Below are 17,989 nucleotides of genomic sequence, written 5' to 3'. Positions count from 1 at the left end.
TAGTGCAAGTTATTAAATTTATATCATTTAATATGATATAATCAATTAATTAAATTAAAAGTAGGTTTAGATGAATATTTCTAAGATTTATATAGCTAGCGATCATGCCGGATATGAGGCAAAAACTCAGGTAAAAGAGATATTAGAATCTATGGGTTTATCTGTATTTGATTTAGGTACTGATAATTCTAATGATAGTGTTGATTATCCTGATTTTGCTGCTTTGGTGGCTAATAGTATCAAGCATAATGATGAATTTGGCGTTTTGATATGTGGTAGTGGAATTGGTATATCTATGGCAGCTAATCGATTTTCTCATATACGTTGTGCTTTAAGCCATAATGCTACTATTGCAAGACTATCTAGAGAGCATAATGATGCAAATGTGCTGTGTTTTGGTGCTAGAGTTGTAGGTGCTGAGGTTATTAAGGATATGGTTGAGGTGTTTTTTGCTACTGAATTTAGTGGTGGCAGACATCAAAGAAGAGTTGAAAAACTAGGAGTTTGTCAATGTTCTTAGATTGGATTTTTTATACATTTTTTATCTGTTGTAGTGTATATTTAATTGTTATGGTGTTTTATTATAAAACTTTACTTAAAAAAGAGCGTGCGATGCGTGATTTCGTTAAAAACAATCTAGATGATACTGAGATTATAATTCGTAAGCTTCAAGTTCAACTTCAAAGAAGTCTTGGGAATATAGATATTTTAACTGATGAATTAAATAAAATAAAAGGCGATGTTACTGGTCTTAGAACTAGAAACTCACAATATAGAATTGAGAATGATAAATTAAGAGCCAGGATAAAAGAGCTTGAAGGTAAAATCGAAGCACTACTATAGGCAAATTATTTATAAGGAAAAAAATGAAGATATTATCACTTGCACAAAAAGAGTATTTAAATTCAATTATAAGAGAAGTTGCAGATTTTCCAAAGCCTGGAATTTTATTTAAAGATATTACTACACTTTTAGGCGATGCTAAAGCATTTGAGTTTTTGATGGAGCATCTTTATGATAGGTATAAAGATAAGAATTTAGACTATATAGTTGGTATTGAAAGTCGTGGATTTATCTTTGGTGCTACACTTGCTAATAAGCTTGGCGTAGGATTTGTACCGGCTAGAAAACCAAATAAACTCCCATATACTACTATTTCACAAAAGTACTCATTGGAGTATGGTATAGATGAACTTCAGATGCATATTGATGCGTTTGGTAACAAGCCAGGTGCAAATGTATTATTAATAGATGATTTAATTGCTACTGGCGGTACGGCTAAAGCAGCTTGTGAGATGATATCAAAACTTGGTGCAAATTTGATTGAACTTGCCTTTATAATTGATATTGGCATAGGTGGAATTCAAGAGCTTGAGAGTTATGGACCAATATATGTAGTTTTAGGGGATTAAAAATGGAAGAGTTTTTAAAAAATATACTATATGAGTATAAAAACTGGGCATATTTAATTATATTTTTGTGGTGCATTGCTGAGGGTGAGTTGGCATTAATTTTAGGTGGTATATTTGCTCATGAGGGGCATGTGAATTTAGGACTTATTATATTTGTGGCTGGACTTGGTGGATTTGTAGGAGATCAGATATATTTTTATATTGGTCGTTATAATAAAAAATATATTCAAAGAAAGCTAGTCAAGCAGCGACGTAAATTTGCCGTAGCGCACTTGTTGCTTCAAAAATTTGGCTGGCCAATAATATTTATTCAGCGTTATATGTATGGATTTCGTACTATTATACCGATGAGTATAGGTATTACTAGATATAGTGCTAAAAAATTTGCTTTTATAAATTTAATTAGTGCTTGGGCTTGGGCTGCAATTACTATTTTACTAGCTTGGCATTTTGGTCAGCTTATTTGGGCTGGAATTGATTGGGCTGAATCTCACTGGTATTTTGCTGTGCCTATTATTGGTGGATTTTTAGCAACTTTATTCTTTGGTATAAAATATATGGAAAAAAGAATATTAAATGAAAGGAAAAATAGAAGAAATGTTTGTTGAATTAATAGATAAAAAAGTAGCTGATATTGCTGCTGATTATGAGATAATTTTTATTGTAGATAAGGATTTAGGTCATAGATTTGTAGATGATTTTGCTGAATTTGATTTTTATTCATATAAGGGAGATAAGATTTTAAATCTACCTAGCAAAAGAAAGATATATGTAGGCATTAAAGACCTTAATCCAAATTCGCTTAGAAACGCTAGTGCATCAGCACTAAATGCTATAAAAGATTTAAATATTAATAGTATAAAGATTGCTAGTTATAACGGAGATTGTACTAAGATAAGCTTTGAGGCTATTGCTGAAGGATTTTTGCTAGCTAATTATAAATTCGATCGTTATAAAAGCGAGAAAAAAGATAGCAAAATAGAAAAAATTCTAATTTCAACTGAGGATTACAATAGCAAAAAAATAGCTATAAATGAAGCACAAATTGGCATTGATCACGCTCATATAATCGCTGAGGCGACTAATTTTTCAAGAGATATTGTAAATGAAATTCCTGAGATATATACTCCTGAAAAGATGGCTCAAGATGCTAAGAATTTAAGTTTAAGCTATTTAAATATTGAGTGCGTTATCCATGATGAAAATTATCTAAAAAGCCAAAATATGAACGCATTTTTAGCAGTTAATCGCGCCTCAGTACATCCGCCGCGTTTAATCCATTTAAAATATACTCCAAAGCAAAAAAGCATTAAAAAAGTTGTGTTTGTCGGTAAAGGCCTTACATATGATAGTGGCGGATTAAGCTTAAAACCAGCTGATTATATGGTAACAATGAAAAGCGATAAAAGTGGCGCAGCAGCTGCAATGGGAATCATAATGGGTGCTGCTAAAATGGAGTTACCTTTTGAAATCCATGCTGTGCTTGGAGCTACTGAGAATATGATAGGTGGCGATGCGTATAAGCCAGATGATGTTTTAATTACTCGCAGTGGCGTTACAGTTGAGGTTAAAAATACAGATGCTGAGGGTAGATTGGTTCTTGCTGATTGTTTAGATTGGGCCCAAAGTGAGCTTGAACCTGAACTTCTTATAGATATGGCTACGCTAACGGGTGCGTGTGTTGTAGGTCTTGGTGAATATACTAGTGGAGTGATGGGAAACAACTATGAACTTCAAAGTGAATTTAAAAATCTTGCTAGTAAAAGTGGTGAGTATTTAACTATTTTAGAGTTTAATGAACATTTAAAAGAGTTAATAAAAAGCGATATAGCAGATATCTCAAATATCTCTTCAAGTAGATATGGCGGAGCAATTACAGCAGGTATATTTTTAGATAAATTTATAAAAGATGAGTATAAAGATAAGTGGTTGCACCTTGATATTGCAGGGCCTGCGTATGTAAGCAAGGCTTGGGGGTGTAATCCAGCTGGTGCAAGTGGTGCTGGAGTTAGAGCATGTCTATACTATCTTGCTAAAGTAGCTAGAAATTATGAAAAAGGTGAGAAATAATGGGATTATCAGTAGGTATAGTAGGTTTGCCAAATGTGGGTAAATCTACAACATTTAATGCATTAACAAAGGCTAGTAATGCCGAGGCAGCCAATTATCCATTTTGTACGATTGAACCTAATAAAGCTATAGTGCCAGTACCTGATCCTAGATTAGATGAGTTAGCTAAAATTGTTCAACCAAATAAAATTCAACACTCCGTAATTGAATTTGTTGATATCGCAGGTCTTGTAAAAGGTGCTAGCAAAGGTGAAGGTCTTGGTAATAAATTTTTATCAAATATTAGAGAGACTGAGGTAATTCTTCATATGGTAAGATGTTTTGATGATTCAAATGTTACTCATGTAGAAAATAGTGTTGATCCAATTAGAGATATTGAGATTATCGAAACAGAGCTTATTTTAGCCGATATCGAACAGCTTGCTAAGAAAATAGAGAGATTAACCAAAGAGGCTAAAGCAAATGTAAAAGGTGCTAAAGAGAGCCTAGAGTGTGCTAAAGCATTGGCTGAGCATCTTGATAGCGGCAAAAGTGCAGTTACTTTTAGTGAGTTTGATAGTGATGTTTTTACAGCTTTAAATAAAGAGCTTAGACTTCTTTCGGCTAAAGATGTGATATATGGTGCTAATGTCAATGAAGATGAGATAGCTAGTGATAATGAATATGTAAAAAAAGTAAAAGAGTATGCCAAAGAGCGTGGAGCAGAAGTAATAAAACTATGTGCCAAAATAGAAGAGGAGCTAATCGGTCTAGATGATGCTGAAGCTAAGGAGATGCTTGAGAGCTTAGGAGCAAGTGAGAGTGGCTTAGAGAGTATTATACGAACAGCATTTGCAAAGCTTGGACTTATTAGTTACTTTACTGCTGGAGTAGTAGAAGTAAGAGCTTGGACTATTCATAAGGGCTGGAAAGCACCAAAAGCAGCTAGCGTTATCCATAATGATTTTGAGCGAGGATTTATTAGAGCTGAGGTGATAAGCTATGATGATTATATAGCTTGTGGCGGTGAGGCTAAGGCTAAAGAGGCTGGCAAGATGAGATTAGAGGGTAAAGATTACATTGTAAATGATGGCGATGTGATGCATTTTAGATTTAATGTGTGATAATTTAATCCGAATTTAGAGAGATCTAAATTCGGATATATTCTATATATTTTATATTCTAAATATTAATTTTAATTTAAAAACTTATTTTTCAATTATTAAAAATTTATAAACTATTGTATAAATTGAGCTAAAGTACAAGATATTTTATTTATATATTTTTATAATTTTACTTAGTATTTATGATAATAAATATCAAATATTTTGTAAATTTTAAATTGCTAAAATTTATTATATATATATTCTAAATACCGATTTTACCATATATTTTACAATTTTAATAAAAAGATATTAAGAGTATTAAAGTCTAGATTTACTTAAAATTTATAATATAAATAACAATATAAATAAAAAATTTAAGATTTAAAACATAAATATAAGGTATATAATAACACCAATTCTACATTATTTTAGAAAGGTCGAACATGGATAGACGAGATTTTATTAAGAGCTCAGCTGTTGCAGCTGCTTGTTCAGCAGCTGGTCTTACTGCGCCTAGCGCACTAAGTGCTGCTAACAAAGAACAAGATTGGCGTTGGGACAAATCAGTATGTAGATTTTGTGGTACTGGTTGCGGTATTGTTGTTGCTACTAAAGATGGCAAAATCGTTGCTGTAAAAGGCGATCCATTGGCTCCAGTAAACCGTGGTCTAAACTGTATTAAAGGTTATTTTAATGCTAAGATTATGTATGGTGAAGATAGAATCACTAAACCACTTTTAAGAGTTAACTCTAAAGGTGAATTTGATAAAAATGGTAAATTTGTTGAAGTTAGCTGGAAGCGCGCATTTGATGAGATGGAAAAACAGTTTAAAAAAGCTTATAATGAGCTTGGACCAACTGGTATTGGTGTGTTTGGTTCTGGTCAATATACTATTCAAGAGGGTTATTCAGCTGTTAAGTTAATTAAAGGTGGTTTCCGCTCAAACAATATTGACCCAAATGCTAGACACTGTATGGCAAGTGCGGTTGTAGGCTTTATGCAAACATTTGGTATAGATGAACCAGCAGGCTGTTATGATGATATTGAACTAACTGATACAGTAGTATGCTGGGGCGCAAATATGGCAGAGATGCACCCAGTACTATGGGCAAGGGTAAGTGATAGAAAACTACAAAGCCCTAAAAATGTAAAAGTTATAAATCTATCTACATTCTCAAATAGAACTTCAAATATAGCTGATATGGAGATTATTTTTAGACCTCAAACAGACTTAGCTATTTGGAACTATATTGCTAGAGAGATTGTATATAATCACCCAGAAGCAATTGATGAAAAATTTGTAAAAGAGCATTGTACATTTACAACAGGTCCAGTTGATATTGGTTATGGTATGAGATCAAATATCAATCACCCTAAATATCTACCAAGCGAGCTTGATACAGCTGCAAAAGAAAAATCAAAAGTATTAACAGAAGCTGAGGGTGTAACTTTAGCATATTTAGGTATGAAAGCTGGTGATACAATTGAGCATAAACATACAGCTGCTCCAGATGCACACTGGATAATTTCATTTGAAGATTTCAAAAAAGCTCTAGCTCCATATACTCTTGACTTTGTAGCTAAACTAGCTAAAGGTGATGATAATGAGGATTTAGAGGAATTTAAGAAAAAACTTCAAACTTTAGCAAACTACTATATAGATCAAAAACGCAAAGTAGTAAGCTTTTGGACAATGGGTATGAATCAACATACTCGTGGTACATGGGTAAATGAACAAAGCTATATGGTTCACTTCTTACTAGGAAAACAAGCTAAACCAGGTAATGGCGCATTCTCATTAACTGGCCAACCAAGTGCTTGTGGTACAGCTAGAGAGGTTGGTACATTCTCACACCGCTTACCGGCAGATATGGTTGTTGCAAATCCAAAACATAGAGAAATTACAGAAAAAATTTGGAAACTTCCAGCAAAAACTCTAAACCCAAAACCAGGTGCGCCATATATGAAAATTATGCGTGATCTAGAAGATGGTAAAATTAAATTTATCTGGGTGCATGTAAATAACCCATGGCATAATACTGCAAATGCTAATCACTGGATTAGAGCAGCGCGCGATATGGATAACTTCATCGTAGTAAGCGACCCATATCCAGGTATTAGTGCTAAAGTAGCTGACCTTATCTTGCCAACTGCTATGATCTATGAAAAATGGGGTGCATATGGTAATGCTGAGCGTAGAACTCAACACTGGAGACAACAAGTACTTCCAGTAGGAGAAGCTATGAGTGATACATGGCAAATGATGGAATTTAGTAAACGATTTAAACTAAAAGAAGTTTGGGGTGAGAAAAAAATAGATGATAAGCTTACAATTCCAAGCGTATTAGATGAAGCAGCTAAATTTGGCTATACTCCAGAAACAACTCTATATGATGTATTATTTGCAAATGCTGAAGCTAAATCATATAGTGCAGATGATGCAGTTATGAATGGATTTGATAATACTGAAGTTCATGGCGATAGCAGAAATGTAGAAGGTAGTGATGGTAATGTATTTAAAGGTTATGGTTTCTTTGTTCAAAAATATCTATGGGAAGAGTATAGAAAATTTGGTGTAGGTCATGCTCACGACTTAGCAGATTTTGATACATATCATAGAGTAAGAGGCTTAAGATGGCCAGTTGTTGATGGTAAAGAGACTCAATGGAGATTTAATACTAAATATGATGTATATGCTAAAAAAGCAGCTCCAAATAGCGATTTTGCATTTTATGGTAATGCTGGCGCAGCTCTACCAAGTGGCGATTTAGCTAAAGTGACAAATCAAGAAAAAACATCTATTAAAAATAGAGGTAAAATATTCTTTAGACCATTTATGGACGCTCCTGAAATTCCAACTAAAGAGTATCCACTATGGTTATGTACAGGTAGGGTTTTAGAGCACTGGCATAGTGGTACTATGACAATGCGTGTACCTGAGCTATATCGTGCGGTTCCTGAAGCACTTTGCTATATGAATGAAGAAGATGGCAAAAAACTTGGCGTAGCTCAAAATGATGTTGTATGGGTAGAAAGTCGCCGTGGCAAAGTAAAAGCTAGAGTAGACTTCCGTGGAAGAAATAAACCACCAGTAGGTCTTGTATATGTGCCATGGTTTGATGAAAATGTGTATATTAATAAAGTTTGTCTAGATGCGACATGTCCATTATCTAAACAGACAGACTTTAAAAAATGTGCTGTAAAAGTTTATAAGGCGTAAAAATGCAAAGGCGAGATGCTATAAAGACGGGTTTTAGTTTAGTTGGACTTTTGGCTGCTGGTTCTTTTGTTTATAAAGAGTATGCAAATGCCAAGCCTGTACTTAAACTGCGTCCGCCTGCAGCTTTAGATGAAGATGAGTTTTTAACTCGTTGCATTAGATGCGGGCTATGCGTTGAGGCGTGTCCTTTTGATACGCTAAAATTAGCTGAATTTAAAGATAGTGGCGTAGGTATAGGAACTCCATTTTTTACTCCAAGAGATATCCCGTGCTATATGTGTGAGGATATTCCTTGTGTAGTTGAGTGTCCAACTGAGGCACTAGATCCTAAGTTAGTCACAAAAGATGGGGCTTTAGATATTAATATGGCTAGAATGGGTGTAGCAGTTGTTGATGAGAAAAACTGTGTGGCTTATTTTGGAATTCAGTGCGATGCGTGTTATCGTGCATGTCCATTAATAGATAAAGCTTTATGGATAGATTATAAGCGTAATGAAAGAACAGGCAAACATGCTTTCTTATTGCCTATAGTTGATAGTGACTACTGCACAGGATGTGGTAAGTGCGAATTAGCATGCATAACTGATAAAGCTGCGATAACTGTACTACCAAGAGATATGGTAATTGGCAAAGTTGGCGATAACTATGTAAAAGGCTGGGTAGAAGGTGATGATGCTAAGTTAAAAGATGTTGATACTAAGATGCATCTAGATAGCAAAAAAGGTATTAAGTATCTAAATGAGGATGAGCTATGAAATTTACAATTGCTAGAAGAGTAGTTCAATTAACTATTTTAGGGTTATTTATAGCTGGTAACATATATGGCATTAATATCTTAAAAGGTAATTTAAGTAGCTCTGAGCTTTTTGGCATGATAGGTCTTAGCGATCCGTATGCTCTACTTCAGCTATTTTTAGCTGGATTTAGTGTAGGGAGTGCAAGTGTAATTGGAGCTTTGATTATGGTTGTTTTTTATGCTTTGATAGCACCTAGAGCATTTTGTTCTTGGGTCTGTCCAGTAAATATTCTAACAGATCTTGGCGCATACATAAGAACAAAGCTAAAAATTGGTAAAAATATAATCAATATAAGTTCAAATTCAAGATATTACCTATTTGCGTTAAGCTTGATATTTAGCTTTATATTTAGCATAGCAGCCTTTGAGAGTATAAGCTACATAGGAGCATTTACTAGAGGTGTTGTATATCTTAGTGGATCAGCTATTAGTATAGCTATTATAATTATCTGTATAGAGGCTTTTTTAGGTAAGCGTTTAATATGTGGTCATCTATGTCCTTTAGGAGCATTTTGGGCATTAGTTAGTAGATTTAGCCTAATACGCATCTATCACAATAGTAAAAATTGCACTCACTGTAATAAGTGCAAGGTTGTCTGTCCTGAGATGCAAGTCTTAGACATAGTAGGCAAACAAAGTGGCAATATAAGAAGTGAGTGTATAAGTTGCGGACGTTGTGTAGAGGCTTGTGATGATGATGCACTTAATTTTAGTATATTAAAATTTAGGAGAGAACAATGAAAAAGAGTTTGCAAAATATTTTACTTAGTGCGACTGCGGCACTAGTTTTAACAGCTTGTAATCTAGGAACCGGACAGAACTCAGCAGTAGAAGATACGCAAATTGGTCTTAGAAATGTAGAGCTAAAAGATGAATCAAATGTAAAAAATCCAGTAATTACTTGGAAAGGCGATTTGCCAGGTAGCAATGAGGTATATGAAAGAAGCTATGAAAATGCTCCGCCACTTATTCCACATAGCTTAGAGGGCTTATTGCCAATTACTATAGAGTCTAATTCATGTTTGACTTGTCATACTCCAGATACTGCTAAAGATATGGGTACTATTCCAGCTCCACAAAGCCACTATATGTATCTATCTACAGGTAAAAAGACAGTTGAGTTAAATATGGAGAGATTTAATTGTGTTCAATGCCATGTGCCACAAGCAGATGCTGAACCGCTAGTTAAAAATAATTTTAAAGCTGATTTTAGAGACGGTGAGGGTAATAGATCATCTAATCTTATTGATGTTTTAAATCAAGGTATTAAATGATAGATAGGCGAAATCTCTTTGCTAAATTTAGGCAAAGAGAGCCTGCTTTTATAACTCCACCATATTTTAGTGGAGAATTTGATTGTATAGATTGCCCTGCGCCTTGTGTGCAAAGTTGTCATAGGGAGCTTCTTGAGATTGATAGCGATAGGGTTAAGTTTAATCCCAATAAGCTTGGTTGTAATTTTTGCAAAGAGTGCGCTATAGCGTGTGAATCTATAGGTAAGAGCGTGTTAAATTTGGCTTATCCGGCTAAAATAAATGCAAGCGTAGAGATAAATACGGCTACTTGTTTGGCATGGAATGAAGTTATATGTTATAACTGTTTAGATGTATGCAAATTTAGAGCGATTGAGTATTTGGGTATGTTTAGACCTACTGTTAATAGTAGATGCGTAGGGTGTAGTGAGTGTGTGAGTGTATGTGTAAATAACTCGGTGATTATAAGGGGAAATTAATGAGATTTTTTGTAGTTTTATTTATGGCTATTACATTTTTATGGGCTGATTTTGAGCTAAATTTGCCTGCAAATGCTGTAAGTGTCAAGCTTGATAATGATGATCTATTAATAGGGCTTGATAATGGTGAGCTTTATAATTATAGCATAAAGACTCAAGAGCTAAATAAGATGATAGATCTACCAAAGTTCTCAAATTATTTTGATAATGATATCGCTCCAAAGATATTTAGCATTGATAAGCTTGATGAAGTAGTGGCCATCTTGTATGAAAGTGATAATGGAACCAAGTCGCTTGGTATTTTAGAAAATGGAAATTTAAAGAGCTTTAAAATGCCTACTGATGGAGTTAAAAAGATATTTTTACTCGATAGTAATCATGTAATTTTTGTTACTTTAAGCAGTGAAGTTGAGTATTATAACTTCAAAGATGGTAAGGTTGTCTTTGAAAATAAATTAACTACTTCAAGTACTGGAGATGCTGCTTTTGATAGAAAAAATGGTGTTATAGCTATTGGGATTGAAGGTGGTGTGATATTCTACTTTGATACTAAACTTAAAAGAGTTGTAAAGCAAATAAATGCCCAAAAAGATACAATTTATAGTGTTGGTATCGATGGGAAGCTTTTAATTAGTGGTTCTGCTGATAAAAAATCATATTTTAATAACGGCTCAAAAGAGTTTTATTATGAGGCTAAATTTTTAGTATATTGTGTAGGAGTAGGTGCTAATAAAGGTGCATTTAGTACAGAAAATAGCATTAAGGTTATAAATCAAAATGGGGAGATTATCAAAGATATTAATTATGATGGTGCTTCTTTAAACTATCTAATATTTAATGATGAGTATCTAATTGGTTCAAGCTATGATAATAAAATATATTTTTGGAGTATGTAATGAATAATATATCAAGTGTGGTTATAACTCTAATGAATCCTAATCTTTGCGAAGAAGTGGCTACGAAGATAGATAAGATTTCAAACTGCGAAGTAGCTGCTAAAGAAAATGATAAGATAGTAGCTATCATAGAGTCTGCAGATTTAGATGGAGAGTTAGCTACTTTTAAAATGTTAGAACAAATAGAAGGCGTAAGTACTGTAGCTATGATATATAGCTATCAAGATTTAGAAGGCGATATATCTAAAGCCAACTCAAATGATATAGGTAGTATAGTGCGCAAAATAGATGAAATGGATGTTAAAGATATAAAATATAATGGTAATCCAAATATTTAACTTGCTTAAATAGTTTTAAATCAAATGGCGGAATTTATCCGCCAAAATCAATTCTACTTAAAAAACACCTTTTTTAAATATAATCCATTTGGTGGGGCTGGCATTTTAGTTAATGGTTTTTGAGCTTTGTGAAACTCTATAAACTCCTCTAGCTTTTCATCGCTAGTTGCAGCTTTTATAGAGTTTGCAACCATTAGCCTAACTTGAGCTCTTAAAAAGCCATTGGCTCTAAATTTAATAATAGTTAAATTTGGCTTATCACTATACCTATTTATACTAAATGCAGATTTTTGAATCTGATATGCATAGGCTTTATAAATCTCTCTAATAGTTGATTTTTCACCACTTCCAACCTTATAATATGGTTTAAAATCTTGCTTACCAATAAAGCAAGCAAGTGCTAAATTTAACCTTTTTAGGTCTAAATTTGGATAAAAATATACAAAATCACTCAAAAATGGTGATTTATCACCGTGATAGATTATATATCTATACTCTCTAGCTACTGCACTAAATCTAGGATGAAAATCTTGATCTACAATCCATATATCCTTAAGATTAATATATGGGTTAAGATGACGGCTAATTTGATCTTTTAATCTATTTAAATTCCAAAAATCACCGCAATGTACGGTTGATATTTGGTTTAATGCATGAACGCCTTTATCGGTTCTAGAGCCTGATAGTACTGGTTCATAAATTCCTACATGATTTAATGCTTCATTTATAGCATCTTCTACGGCTTGGACATTTGGTTGAGTTTGAGAACCGCTAAATTTAGATCCATCATAGCTATATTTTAGAGCAATTTTCATCAGTATTTTTTTACTACTTTATTTATAAATGCTACTTGACTTAATAAAAATGTAACCACAAAAACAAGCGGAATTCCATAAAATGGATGTTTAGATAGTAGTAAAATTGCTGTAAAATATGCCGATAAAACAGCAAATATTCCAATATATACCATACCTTTTTCATATCTATATGTAACAATTCCAAAGCTTAGTGCAAATAGAGTGCTAGCTAGAGGGAATAGGGCAATAAGGCAGTATATTGTAAGGTTTTTAGCAACTTTTGGATCGCTACTGGCTTGTTTCCAGTAGTTGTATATACTAAAATTATCACTAGAATCATCTTTGATATTGGAACGAATTGTAAGAAAATCATATTTTGAAACATTCCATTTGTTATCTTTAATATCATAAATATAGCCATCTTTTAAGATTAAATTTAGTCTTGCATTTTCATTTGTGATATCGCCACTACTAGCAGTAATAAATCTTTCGTTATCTTTGTTGTGATTATATAAAACAATATTTTCATATTTTGAGAGATTCTCATCTATATTTTGCTTATCTATAAATACCATCCACTCGCCAAATTTCTGCCCAAATTCGCTTGGTTTTATATTTAGGCTTAGTTTGGTTTTTTTATATGCTACAAAGTTGTTATTTAAATTCATTGCAGTAGGCATCGCAACAAGAGCTATAAATAATAGCGTAATTGATAGTATAGTTGATATTTTTAGAAAAAATTTGGCTATATCTTTTGGATTGTATCCTAGGGTAAAAATTACAATACTTTCATTCTCCCTTGAAAGACGAAAAAAACTCATCGCTAAAGCAACAAAAAACCCAATAGGTATAGTAAAAAGTAGAATTTGTGGAAGCATAAATAGATATAATTTAAGAAGCTCAAAAAAACTAATATCTATATAGCTAGTAATTCTAGCAATTTGGATAAAAAATACAATTGAAACTATTAAAAATAGCGTAGCAAATAAAGAGGCAAAAGTTGATAAAAAGCTTGAAAATAGATATCTATTAACCCTGTTCATATTAATCCTAAGTTTATATTGGTAAAATTTTTAATTGATAAAATAGCGATAAATCCTATAAATAGTGCTGGAATAAAAGCTATTGCTCTATCTTTTTTAATTAAATGAATTACAAGCTGAATTAAAGCAGCTATAAATAAAGCGATAAAACCCCACTCAAGTCCTAAAATTGCTACCATAGAAGCTATAAATATACTATCGCCATCTCCCATTGGTTCTATATTTTTACCTTTATTGTTATGGCGTAAGATTAGGGTGCTTTTTAAAATCACCATAATACCAATAATCGTAAAAGAGTCTATGATATTGCTCATATCGTTTATAAAAGCATAAATTATAGCCAAAAAATATCCACTCATTAATAGACCATTTGGTACAGCCTTTAGTCTTAAATCTATTATGCTAAGAGTATAAAAAATGGTAAAAATTATTACTAAAAGTAGAGCTAAGATTAAATTTGAGTCTATAAAATATGCAAAAATAGCTAAAAAACCAATTAAGATTTCAGATATTATATATATGGCTGATATCTTGCTTTTACAGCCTTTACACTCTCTTTTTAAAAATATCCATGAAAATATTGGTATAAGCTCATATGGGCTTAATTTTTTGTGGCATTTTGGACAACGGCTACGAGATAGTATAAAATCTTGTCCAAGCGGTAATCGATTTATCAATACAGTAGCAAAAGAGCCAAGACATACCCCAAAAACAAAAAATACCAATAGCATTAAATTGCCCCAAATTTACGATGAGTGGATTTAAACTTAGATATAATATCTTCAAGTTCTTTGCTGTTAAAATCTGGCCAAAGAGTTGGCGTAAATGCTAGTTCTGCATAGCTAGACTGCCATAATAAAAAGTTGCTAAGCCTTTGTTCTCCGCCAGTTCGAATAAGTAGATCCACATCTCCAAAGCTAGCACTATCTAGATGTTTGGCTATGCTTTGTTCTGTAATTTTATATCCATTTTCAAGAGCTAAATTTACAGCTCTTACAATTTCATTTTGACTTCCATAATTTATTGCTAGGATTAAATTTAGTCCATTATTGTTTTGGGTTTTGTTTTTTAGATTTGCTATGGCGTCTTTTAGTTCATTGCTAAATGGACTTAAATCACCTATGGTATGAAATCTAATATTGTTTTGTAAAAAAAGCCCCTCTTTGAGTTTGATAAATTTCAAAAGCAAATTTAGTAAAAAATCAACTTCGCTTTTTGGCCGTTTCCAGTTTTCTGTGCTAAAGGCATAAAGTGTTAAATTTTTTATATTATTTTTAGCACAATATATGGCAATATCATTTACTACATCTGCGCCTTTTTTATGGCCGTTAGTCCGCACTAAAGAGCGATTTTTAGCCCATCTTCCATTGCCATCCATAATTATAGCTAGATGATTTAATATATTCATATTATAGCCTTTATGACTGTTTTTTGCCACAGAGGTGATACTGATTTAATTTCAAATTCACACTTTAACTCATCAGCTAAGGCCTTGCTAAGACTAGCATAAGGCGAGCTAACTAGGCGAATTTTTCCATCTTTTATAGAGATAATTATTGGTGCAAATAAAGAAAATATCAGATAAATTTTAGGATTTTTATCAAGTCTAATTTGCATTAGTGCTGAGCGGTTATCATAATAAAATGGTATATGAAGTATATTCTCATTTAATGCCATAATCATATCTGCGTATATGCTAAATTCATCTTTTGAGATTGAATTTGCCATTTTGGATTTAATATATGGTATGAGCCATGATAGATCTTGTGAGCTTGCTACCATCTCAATAAGATTTATGCCATCATCTAAGACTGGCTTTATAATCTCTCTTTTAATAAGTGAGTTTATATTTATCATACCGCCACTTTGAGATCCGATATTGGCGTAGTATTCGCTTCCTACTTCTAGATCTTTATAGCTTGTAGTGCTGATTGTTTTGGTGCCAAATTTAATATTATAACGGTTAAATCTAGTCTGTTCTAATACTTTGATGATAACTGGCAAGCTAGAGTTTATCATCGTTGGGATACTATTTGATATTTTAGCAGATTGAATTTGAGATAGCTTATTTATCATATATTTTTTGCCAATTTAGTAATTTGTGATGCGATTATCTCTTTTTGTGCTAGGCTTGTTTGTATAACTGTATCTTTGGTTATAAAGCTTATTTTGGTCTCATTAGAGCCAAATTTAATATCATCTCCTAAGATATTTAAACATACTGCATCAAGATTTTTATTTTTTAGCATATTTGTAGCATTATTTAGAGCGTTTTTAGCGTCCATTTCCATTTTAAAGCCAATTTTTTTGCACTTTAAATTTAGATTTTTTAATATATCGATATTTAATTTTAACTCAATTTTATCCCCCATTTGATCTTTTTTGATCTTTCCATCTTTGGGATTAACACAGATAAAATCACTAACTGCTGCACACATTACTAATATATCATCTGGAGCAACTATTTGCTGATTTAATATGCTATTTAATTGATCTGAGCTTTTAAATTTGATTATCTTATATGGGGCGTTAAAATCAATAGAGCTAATAAATACAACATCAGCCCCAGCATAGTAAAAACTATCAGCTAAAGCTTTAGCCATTTTACCGCTTGAGTGATTGGTAATAGCTCTTGCATCATCTATTTTTTCAGTTGTTGGACCACCGGTGATTATAACCTTTTTGCCTTTGTAAAACTCATCTTGGTTTAATACTCTTTTGGCAGTTTCTACAATTAGCCATGGCTCATTTAATGCACCTTTTCCATAATCTCCACAAGCTAAAGTTTTAGTAATTGGCTCAATAATTGTAAAACCATCATCATTTAAGATTTTTAAATTTCGAATTGTAGCTGGATTATCTAGCATATTATTATTAGCAGCTGGAGCTATAATCTTAGGACAAGAGGCTGCTAGAATTGTTTGTAAAAATATATTATCAGCTATTCCATTTGCAATTTTATTGATACTATTAGCTGATGCTGGTGCGATGATAAGCAGATCATTTTTACTAAAGCTTATATGATCTAAGCCATTTGTCCAGCTTTCATTAAACGATGTTAAAACACCATCGCTAAGAGCTTCAAAGCCCACTGGAGTAGCAAATTTAAGAACTCCATCGCTTAGTAATACTTTAACATTTGCTCCATTTTTTTTAAGCAGACTTAAAATTTCATAAGCCTTATAAAAACTAATACTTCCACAAACTGCTAAGAGAATATTTTTATTTTTCATCTTTTTTACCAAAGAATTTATAAAAGAATCCGCTTTTATTATTTTGTTTGGCTCTAGCTATAATTAGGTCGCCTTTTTGACTATCGTGTGTTACGCTTGAACCTGCTGCTATTAGAGTATCATCAGCGATATTTAGTGGCGCAATAAGCTGTGTATCGCTACCTATAAATACATTTTTGCCTATTATGGTTTTATGTTTGTTTTTACCATCGTAGTTGCAAGTGATTGTACCACATCCTACATTTGTTCCACTATCAATTTGGCAATCTCCCAAATAGCTTAAATGGCCAGCTTTTACACTATTTAAATTTGCATTTTTAAGCTCTACAAAATTGCCAATGTGAGTAGAGACTATGTGGCTTTTTGGTCTTAGGTGTGCCATCGGGCCAATATCGCTATCAATTACGGTGCTATACTCTATAACTGAACTGCTTTTAATTATAGAGTTTTTAATAAGACAATCGCCTTTAATCACACAGCCACTCTCTATCTCGCACTCTCCTTCAAATTTGGCTCTGCTATCTATAAATACAGTTTGAGGAAGTCTAATGATAACGCCATTTTTCATCAAATTTGCTTTTATCTGCTCTTGCATTATATTTTCAGCTTTGCTTAGAGCTAATTTGTCATTAATACCCATAAAGTTTTGCTCATTTACTAAGACAGAACTTACGCTTTTGCCAGCTTTTAACGCTAGTTCTATGGCGTCTGTTAGATAGTATTCATTGCTTGCATTTTGGTTATTTATTTGCGGTAGGACTGAATTTAATAAAGCCGTATTAAAGCAGTAAGCCCCAGCGTTGCATAGATTGATCGCTTTTTCATCTTCGTTGGCATCTTTTTGTTCTACTATTTTGATAACTTGATCGCCATTTTTTACCACTCTACCATATCCAAAAGGATCTTTAGATTCAAAAGCAGCTATAGTTATATCAGAATTTGATTGAGTTAGCGATATTAGTTCGCTAGTTGCAACTAGTGGCATATCAGCACATATTATTAGAGTTTTATCAAATTTAGGTTTTGCTGCCATTACAGCTCCAGCAGTTCCAGGAAAGTTGATAGTATCTTGAGCGACAATATTTATATTGTTAAATTCTCTATTTATCTCTGAGCTTACTTCATCAAATTGATAGCCTAAAACTACTGTGATATCATCAGATATTTGTAGTGATTTTTCTACTACATGGGCAATCATTGATCTACCACTTAGAGTGTGTAGAACTTTAGATTTAGGTGATTTCATACGAGTCCCATTGCCAGCTGCTAGTATAATTATTGATATATTTTTCATGATCTTTTCTTTTGGGTTAAATTTGACAATATTGTAGCTAAATATGGTTAAAATTGATTAAATCTAAATTGC

The 17,989-nt window shown here is 32.8% G+C and carries 20 protein-coding genes; 13 read left to right on the top strand and 7 right to left on the bottom strand.

What is annotated here, in order from left to right; all coding sequences use genetic code 11:
• Positions 1–70: 70 nt before the first annotated feature.
• The 13 genes from rpiB to CVIC12175_RS04615 all read left to right on the top strand — a co-directional run bounded on the left by rpiB (position 71) and on the right by CVIC12175_RS04615 (position 11,550).
• Entirely contained in the window at positions 71–520 is a 450-nt protein-coding gene (gene rpiB, locus CVIC12175_RS04675) for a ribose 5-phosphate isomerase B (RefSeq protein ID WP_086256096.1), read from the top strand.
• Entirely contained in the window at positions 511–843 is a 333-nt protein-coding gene (locus CVIC12175_RS04670) for a hypothetical protein (RefSeq protein WP_086246344.1), read from the top strand. Before rpiB ends, CVIC12175_RS04670 begins: the two co-directional genes overlap by 10 nt.
• Before the next feature lie 23 nt (positions 844–866).
• On the top strand, positions 867–1,412 hold the full coding sequence (locus CVIC12175_RS04665; RefSeq protein WP_086256097.1) for an adenine phosphoribosyltransferase: 546 nt from the start codon (positions 867–869) through the stop codon (positions 1,410–1,412).
• Positions 1,413–1,414: 2 nt separating this feature from the next.
• On the top strand, positions 1,415–2,020 hold the full coding sequence (locus CVIC12175_RS04660; protein WP_086248443.1) for a DedA family protein: 606 nt from the start codon (positions 1,415–1,417) through the stop codon (positions 2,018–2,020).
• Positions 2,010–3,482 carry a leucyl aminopeptidase gene (locus CVIC12175_RS04655; protein WP_086303147.1) on the top strand — a complete coding sequence of 491 codons (1,473 nt, stop codon included), beginning with the start codon at positions 2,010–2,012 and terminating at the stop codon, positions 3,480–3,482. Before CVIC12175_RS04660 ends, CVIC12175_RS04655 begins: the two co-directional genes overlap by 11 nt.
• Complete coding sequence (gene ychF, locus CVIC12175_RS04650; RefSeq protein ID WP_086276593.1) at positions 3,482–4,585, top strand: redox-regulated ATPase YchF; 1,104 nt, start codon at positions 3,482–3,484, stop codon at positions 4,583–4,585. Before CVIC12175_RS04655 ends, ychF begins: the two co-directional genes overlap by 1 nt.
• Positions 4,586–5,010: 425 nt before the next feature.
• Complete coding sequence (gene napA, locus CVIC12175_RS04645) at positions 5,011–7,788, top strand: periplasmic nitrate reductase subunit alpha (RefSeq protein ID WP_086303133.1); 2,778 nt, start codon at positions 5,011–5,013, stop codon at positions 7,786–7,788.
• A 2-nt stretch (positions 7,789–7,790) separates the two neighbouring features.
• Positions 7,791–8,543, top strand: a complete 753-nt coding sequence (napG, locus tag CVIC12175_RS04640; protein WP_086303135.1) for a ferredoxin-type protein NapG — start codon at positions 7,791–7,793, stop codon at positions 8,541–8,543.
• Positions 8,540–9,325, top strand: a complete 786-nt coding sequence (gene napH / locus CVIC12175_RS04635) for a quinol dehydrogenase ferredoxin subunit NapH (RefSeq protein ID WP_086303137.1) — start codon at positions 8,540–8,542, stop codon at positions 9,323–9,325. The genes napG and napH overlap by 4 nt, the downstream gene beginning before the upstream one ends.
• The gene (locus CVIC12175_RS04630; RefSeq protein WP_236861050.1) at positions 9,322–9,858 is read left to right on the top strand and encodes a nitrate reductase cytochrome c-type subunit; all 537 of its coding nucleotides are present in this window, start codon (positions 9,322–9,324) and stop codon (positions 9,856–9,858) included. Before napH ends, CVIC12175_RS04630 begins: the two co-directional genes overlap by 4 nt.
• A complete protein-coding gene (locus CVIC12175_RS04625) occupies positions 9,855–10,316 on the top strand; it encodes a 4Fe-4S dicluster domain-containing protein (RefSeq protein ID WP_086257000.1) in 462 nt (153 codons plus the stop codon). The genes CVIC12175_RS04630 and CVIC12175_RS04625 overlap by 4 nt, the downstream gene beginning before the upstream one ends.
• On the top strand, positions 10,316–11,212 hold the full coding sequence (locus CVIC12175_RS04620; RefSeq protein ID WP_086303139.1) for a WD40 repeat domain-containing protein: 897 nt from the start codon (positions 10,316–10,318) through the stop codon (positions 11,210–11,212). The genes CVIC12175_RS04625 and CVIC12175_RS04620 overlap by 1 nt, the downstream gene beginning before the upstream one ends.
• Positions 11,212–11,550: a chaperone NapD gene (locus CVIC12175_RS04615; RefSeq protein WP_086256103.1), complete on the top strand. Its 339-nt coding sequence runs from the start codon at positions 11,212–11,214 to the stop codon at positions 11,548–11,550. Before CVIC12175_RS04620 ends, CVIC12175_RS04615 begins: the two co-directional genes overlap by 1 nt.
• A 53-nt stretch (positions 11,551–11,603) precedes the next feature.
• Here CVIC12175_RS04615 and truA read toward each other — a convergent pair whose 3' ends face one another.
• Genes truA through glmU form a run of 7 tightly spaced genes read right to left on the bottom strand, consistent with a single transcriptional unit; the run spans position 11,604 to position 17,920 of the window.
• Positions 11,604–12,368 (bottom strand): tRNA pseudouridine(38-40) synthase TruA, encoded by a 765-nt coding sequence (gene truA / locus CVIC12175_RS04610; protein ID WP_180380702.1) that lies wholly within the window; start codon positions 12,366–12,368, stop codon positions 11,604–11,606.
• The gene (locus tag CVIC12175_RS04605) at positions 12,365–13,390 is read right to left on the bottom strand and encodes an LptF/LptG family permease (RefSeq protein ID WP_086256105.1); all 1,026 of its coding nucleotides are present in this window, start codon (positions 13,388–13,390) and stop codon (positions 12,365–12,367) included. The genes truA and CVIC12175_RS04605 overlap by 4 nt, the downstream gene beginning before the upstream one ends.
• On the bottom strand, positions 13,387–14,121 hold the full coding sequence (locus tag CVIC12175_RS04600) for a prepilin peptidase (protein WP_086309508.1): 735 nt from the start codon (positions 14,119–14,121) through the stop codon (positions 13,387–13,389). The genes CVIC12175_RS04605 and CVIC12175_RS04600 overlap by 4 nt, the downstream gene beginning before the upstream one ends.
• The gene (gene uppS, locus CVIC12175_RS04595; RefSeq protein ID WP_086302256.1) at positions 14,121–14,798 is read right to left on the bottom strand and encodes a polyprenyl diphosphate synthase; all 678 of its coding nucleotides are present in this window, start codon (positions 14,796–14,798) and stop codon (positions 14,121–14,123) included. Before uppS ends, CVIC12175_RS04600 begins: the two co-directional genes overlap by 1 nt.
• Positions 14,795–15,466: a hypothetical protein gene (locus tag CVIC12175_RS04590; RefSeq protein ID WP_086302259.1), complete on the bottom strand. Its 672-nt coding sequence runs from the start codon at positions 15,464–15,466 to the stop codon at positions 14,795–14,797. The genes uppS and CVIC12175_RS04590 overlap by 4 nt, the downstream gene beginning before the upstream one ends.
• Complete coding sequence (coaBC, locus tag CVIC12175_RS04585) at positions 15,463–16,623, bottom strand: bifunctional phosphopantothenoylcysteine decarboxylase/phosphopantothenate--cysteine ligase CoaBC (protein ID WP_086302261.1); 1,161 nt, start codon at positions 16,621–16,623, stop codon at positions 15,463–15,465. Before coaBC ends, CVIC12175_RS04590 begins: the two co-directional genes overlap by 4 nt.
• Complete coding sequence (glmU, locus tag CVIC12175_RS04580; protein WP_180379741.1) at positions 16,613–17,920, bottom strand: bifunctional UDP-N-acetylglucosamine diphosphorylase/glucosamine-1-phosphate N-acetyltransferase GlmU; 1,308 nt, start codon at positions 17,918–17,920, stop codon at positions 16,613–16,615. The genes coaBC and glmU overlap by 11 nt, the downstream gene beginning before the upstream one ends.
• Positions 17,921–17,989: the final 69 nt, after the last annotated feature.

The sequence above is a fragment of the Campylobacter vicugnae genome, assembly GCF_002139875.1.
In the GTDB taxonomy this organism is placed as follows: domain Bacteria; phylum Campylobacterota; class Campylobacteria; order Campylobacterales; family Campylobacteraceae; genus Campylobacter; species Campylobacter vicugnae.
This window is presented reverse-complemented; position numbering and strand designations above follow the sequence as displayed.

Bases quoted from the DNA above. Each gene is read 5' to 3' on its own strand.
- rpiB (WP_086256096.1), top strand. From the start codon at position 71: ATGAATATTTCTAAGATTTATATAGCTAGCGATCATGCCGGATATGAG.
- CVIC12175_RS04670 (WP_086246344.1), top strand. From the start codon at position 511: ATGTTCTTAGATTGGATTTTTTATACATTTTTTATCTGTTGTAGTGTA.
- CVIC12175_RS04665 (WP_086256097.1), top strand. From the start codon at position 867: ATGAAGATATTATCACTTGCACAAAAAGAGTATTTAAATTCAATTATA.
- CVIC12175_RS04660 (WP_086248443.1), top strand. From the start codon at position 1,415: ATGGAAGAGTTTTTAAAAAATATACTATATGAGTATAAAAACTGGGCA.
- CVIC12175_RS04655 (WP_086303147.1), top strand. From the start codon at position 2,010: ATGTTTGTTGAATTAATAGATAAAAAAGTAGCTGATATTGCTGCTGAT.
- ychF (WP_086276593.1), top strand. From the start codon at position 3,482: ATGGGATTATCAGTAGGTATAGTAGGTTTGCCAAATGTGGGTAAATCT.
- napA (WP_086303133.1), top strand. From the start codon at position 5,011: ATGGATAGACGAGATTTTATTAAGAGCTCAGCTGTTGCAGCTGCTTGT.
- napG (WP_086303135.1), top strand. From the start codon at position 7,791: ATGCAAAGGCGAGATGCTATAAAGACGGGTTTTAGTTTAGTTGGACTT.
- napH (WP_086303137.1), top strand. From the start codon at position 8,540: ATGAAATTTACAATTGCTAGAAGAGTAGTTCAATTAACTATTTTAGGG.
- CVIC12175_RS04630 (WP_236861050.1), top strand. From the start codon at position 9,322: ATGAAAAAGAGTTTGCAAAATATTTTACTTAGTGCGACTGCGGCACTA.
- CVIC12175_RS04625 (WP_086257000.1), top strand. From the start codon at position 9,855: ATGATAGATAGGCGAAATCTCTTTGCTAAATTTAGGCAAAGAGAGCCT.
- CVIC12175_RS04620 (WP_086303139.1), top strand. From the start codon at position 10,316: ATGAGATTTTTTGTAGTTTTATTTATGGCTATTACATTTTTATGGGCT.
- CVIC12175_RS04615 (WP_086256103.1), top strand. From the start codon at position 11,212: ATGAATAATATATCAAGTGTGGTTATAACTCTAATGAATCCTAATCTT.
- CVIC12175_RS04605 (WP_086256105.1), bottom strand. From the start codon at position 13,390: ATGAACAGGGTTAATAGATATCTATTTTCAAGCTTTTTATCAACTTTT.
- CVIC12175_RS04600 (WP_086309508.1), bottom strand. From the start codon at position 14,121: ATGCTATTGGTATTTTTTGTTTTTGGGGTATGTCTTGGCTCTTTTGCT.
- uppS (WP_086302256.1), bottom strand. From the start codon at position 14,798: ATGAATATATTAAATCATCTAGCTATAATTATGGATGGCAATGGAAGA.
- CVIC12175_RS04590 (WP_086302259.1), bottom strand. From the start codon at position 15,466: ATGATAAATAAGCTATCTCAAATTCAATCTGCTAAAATATCAAATAGT.
- coaBC (WP_086302261.1), bottom strand. From the start codon at position 16,623: ATGAAAAATAAAAATATTCTCTTAGCAGTTTGTGGAAGTATTAGTTTT.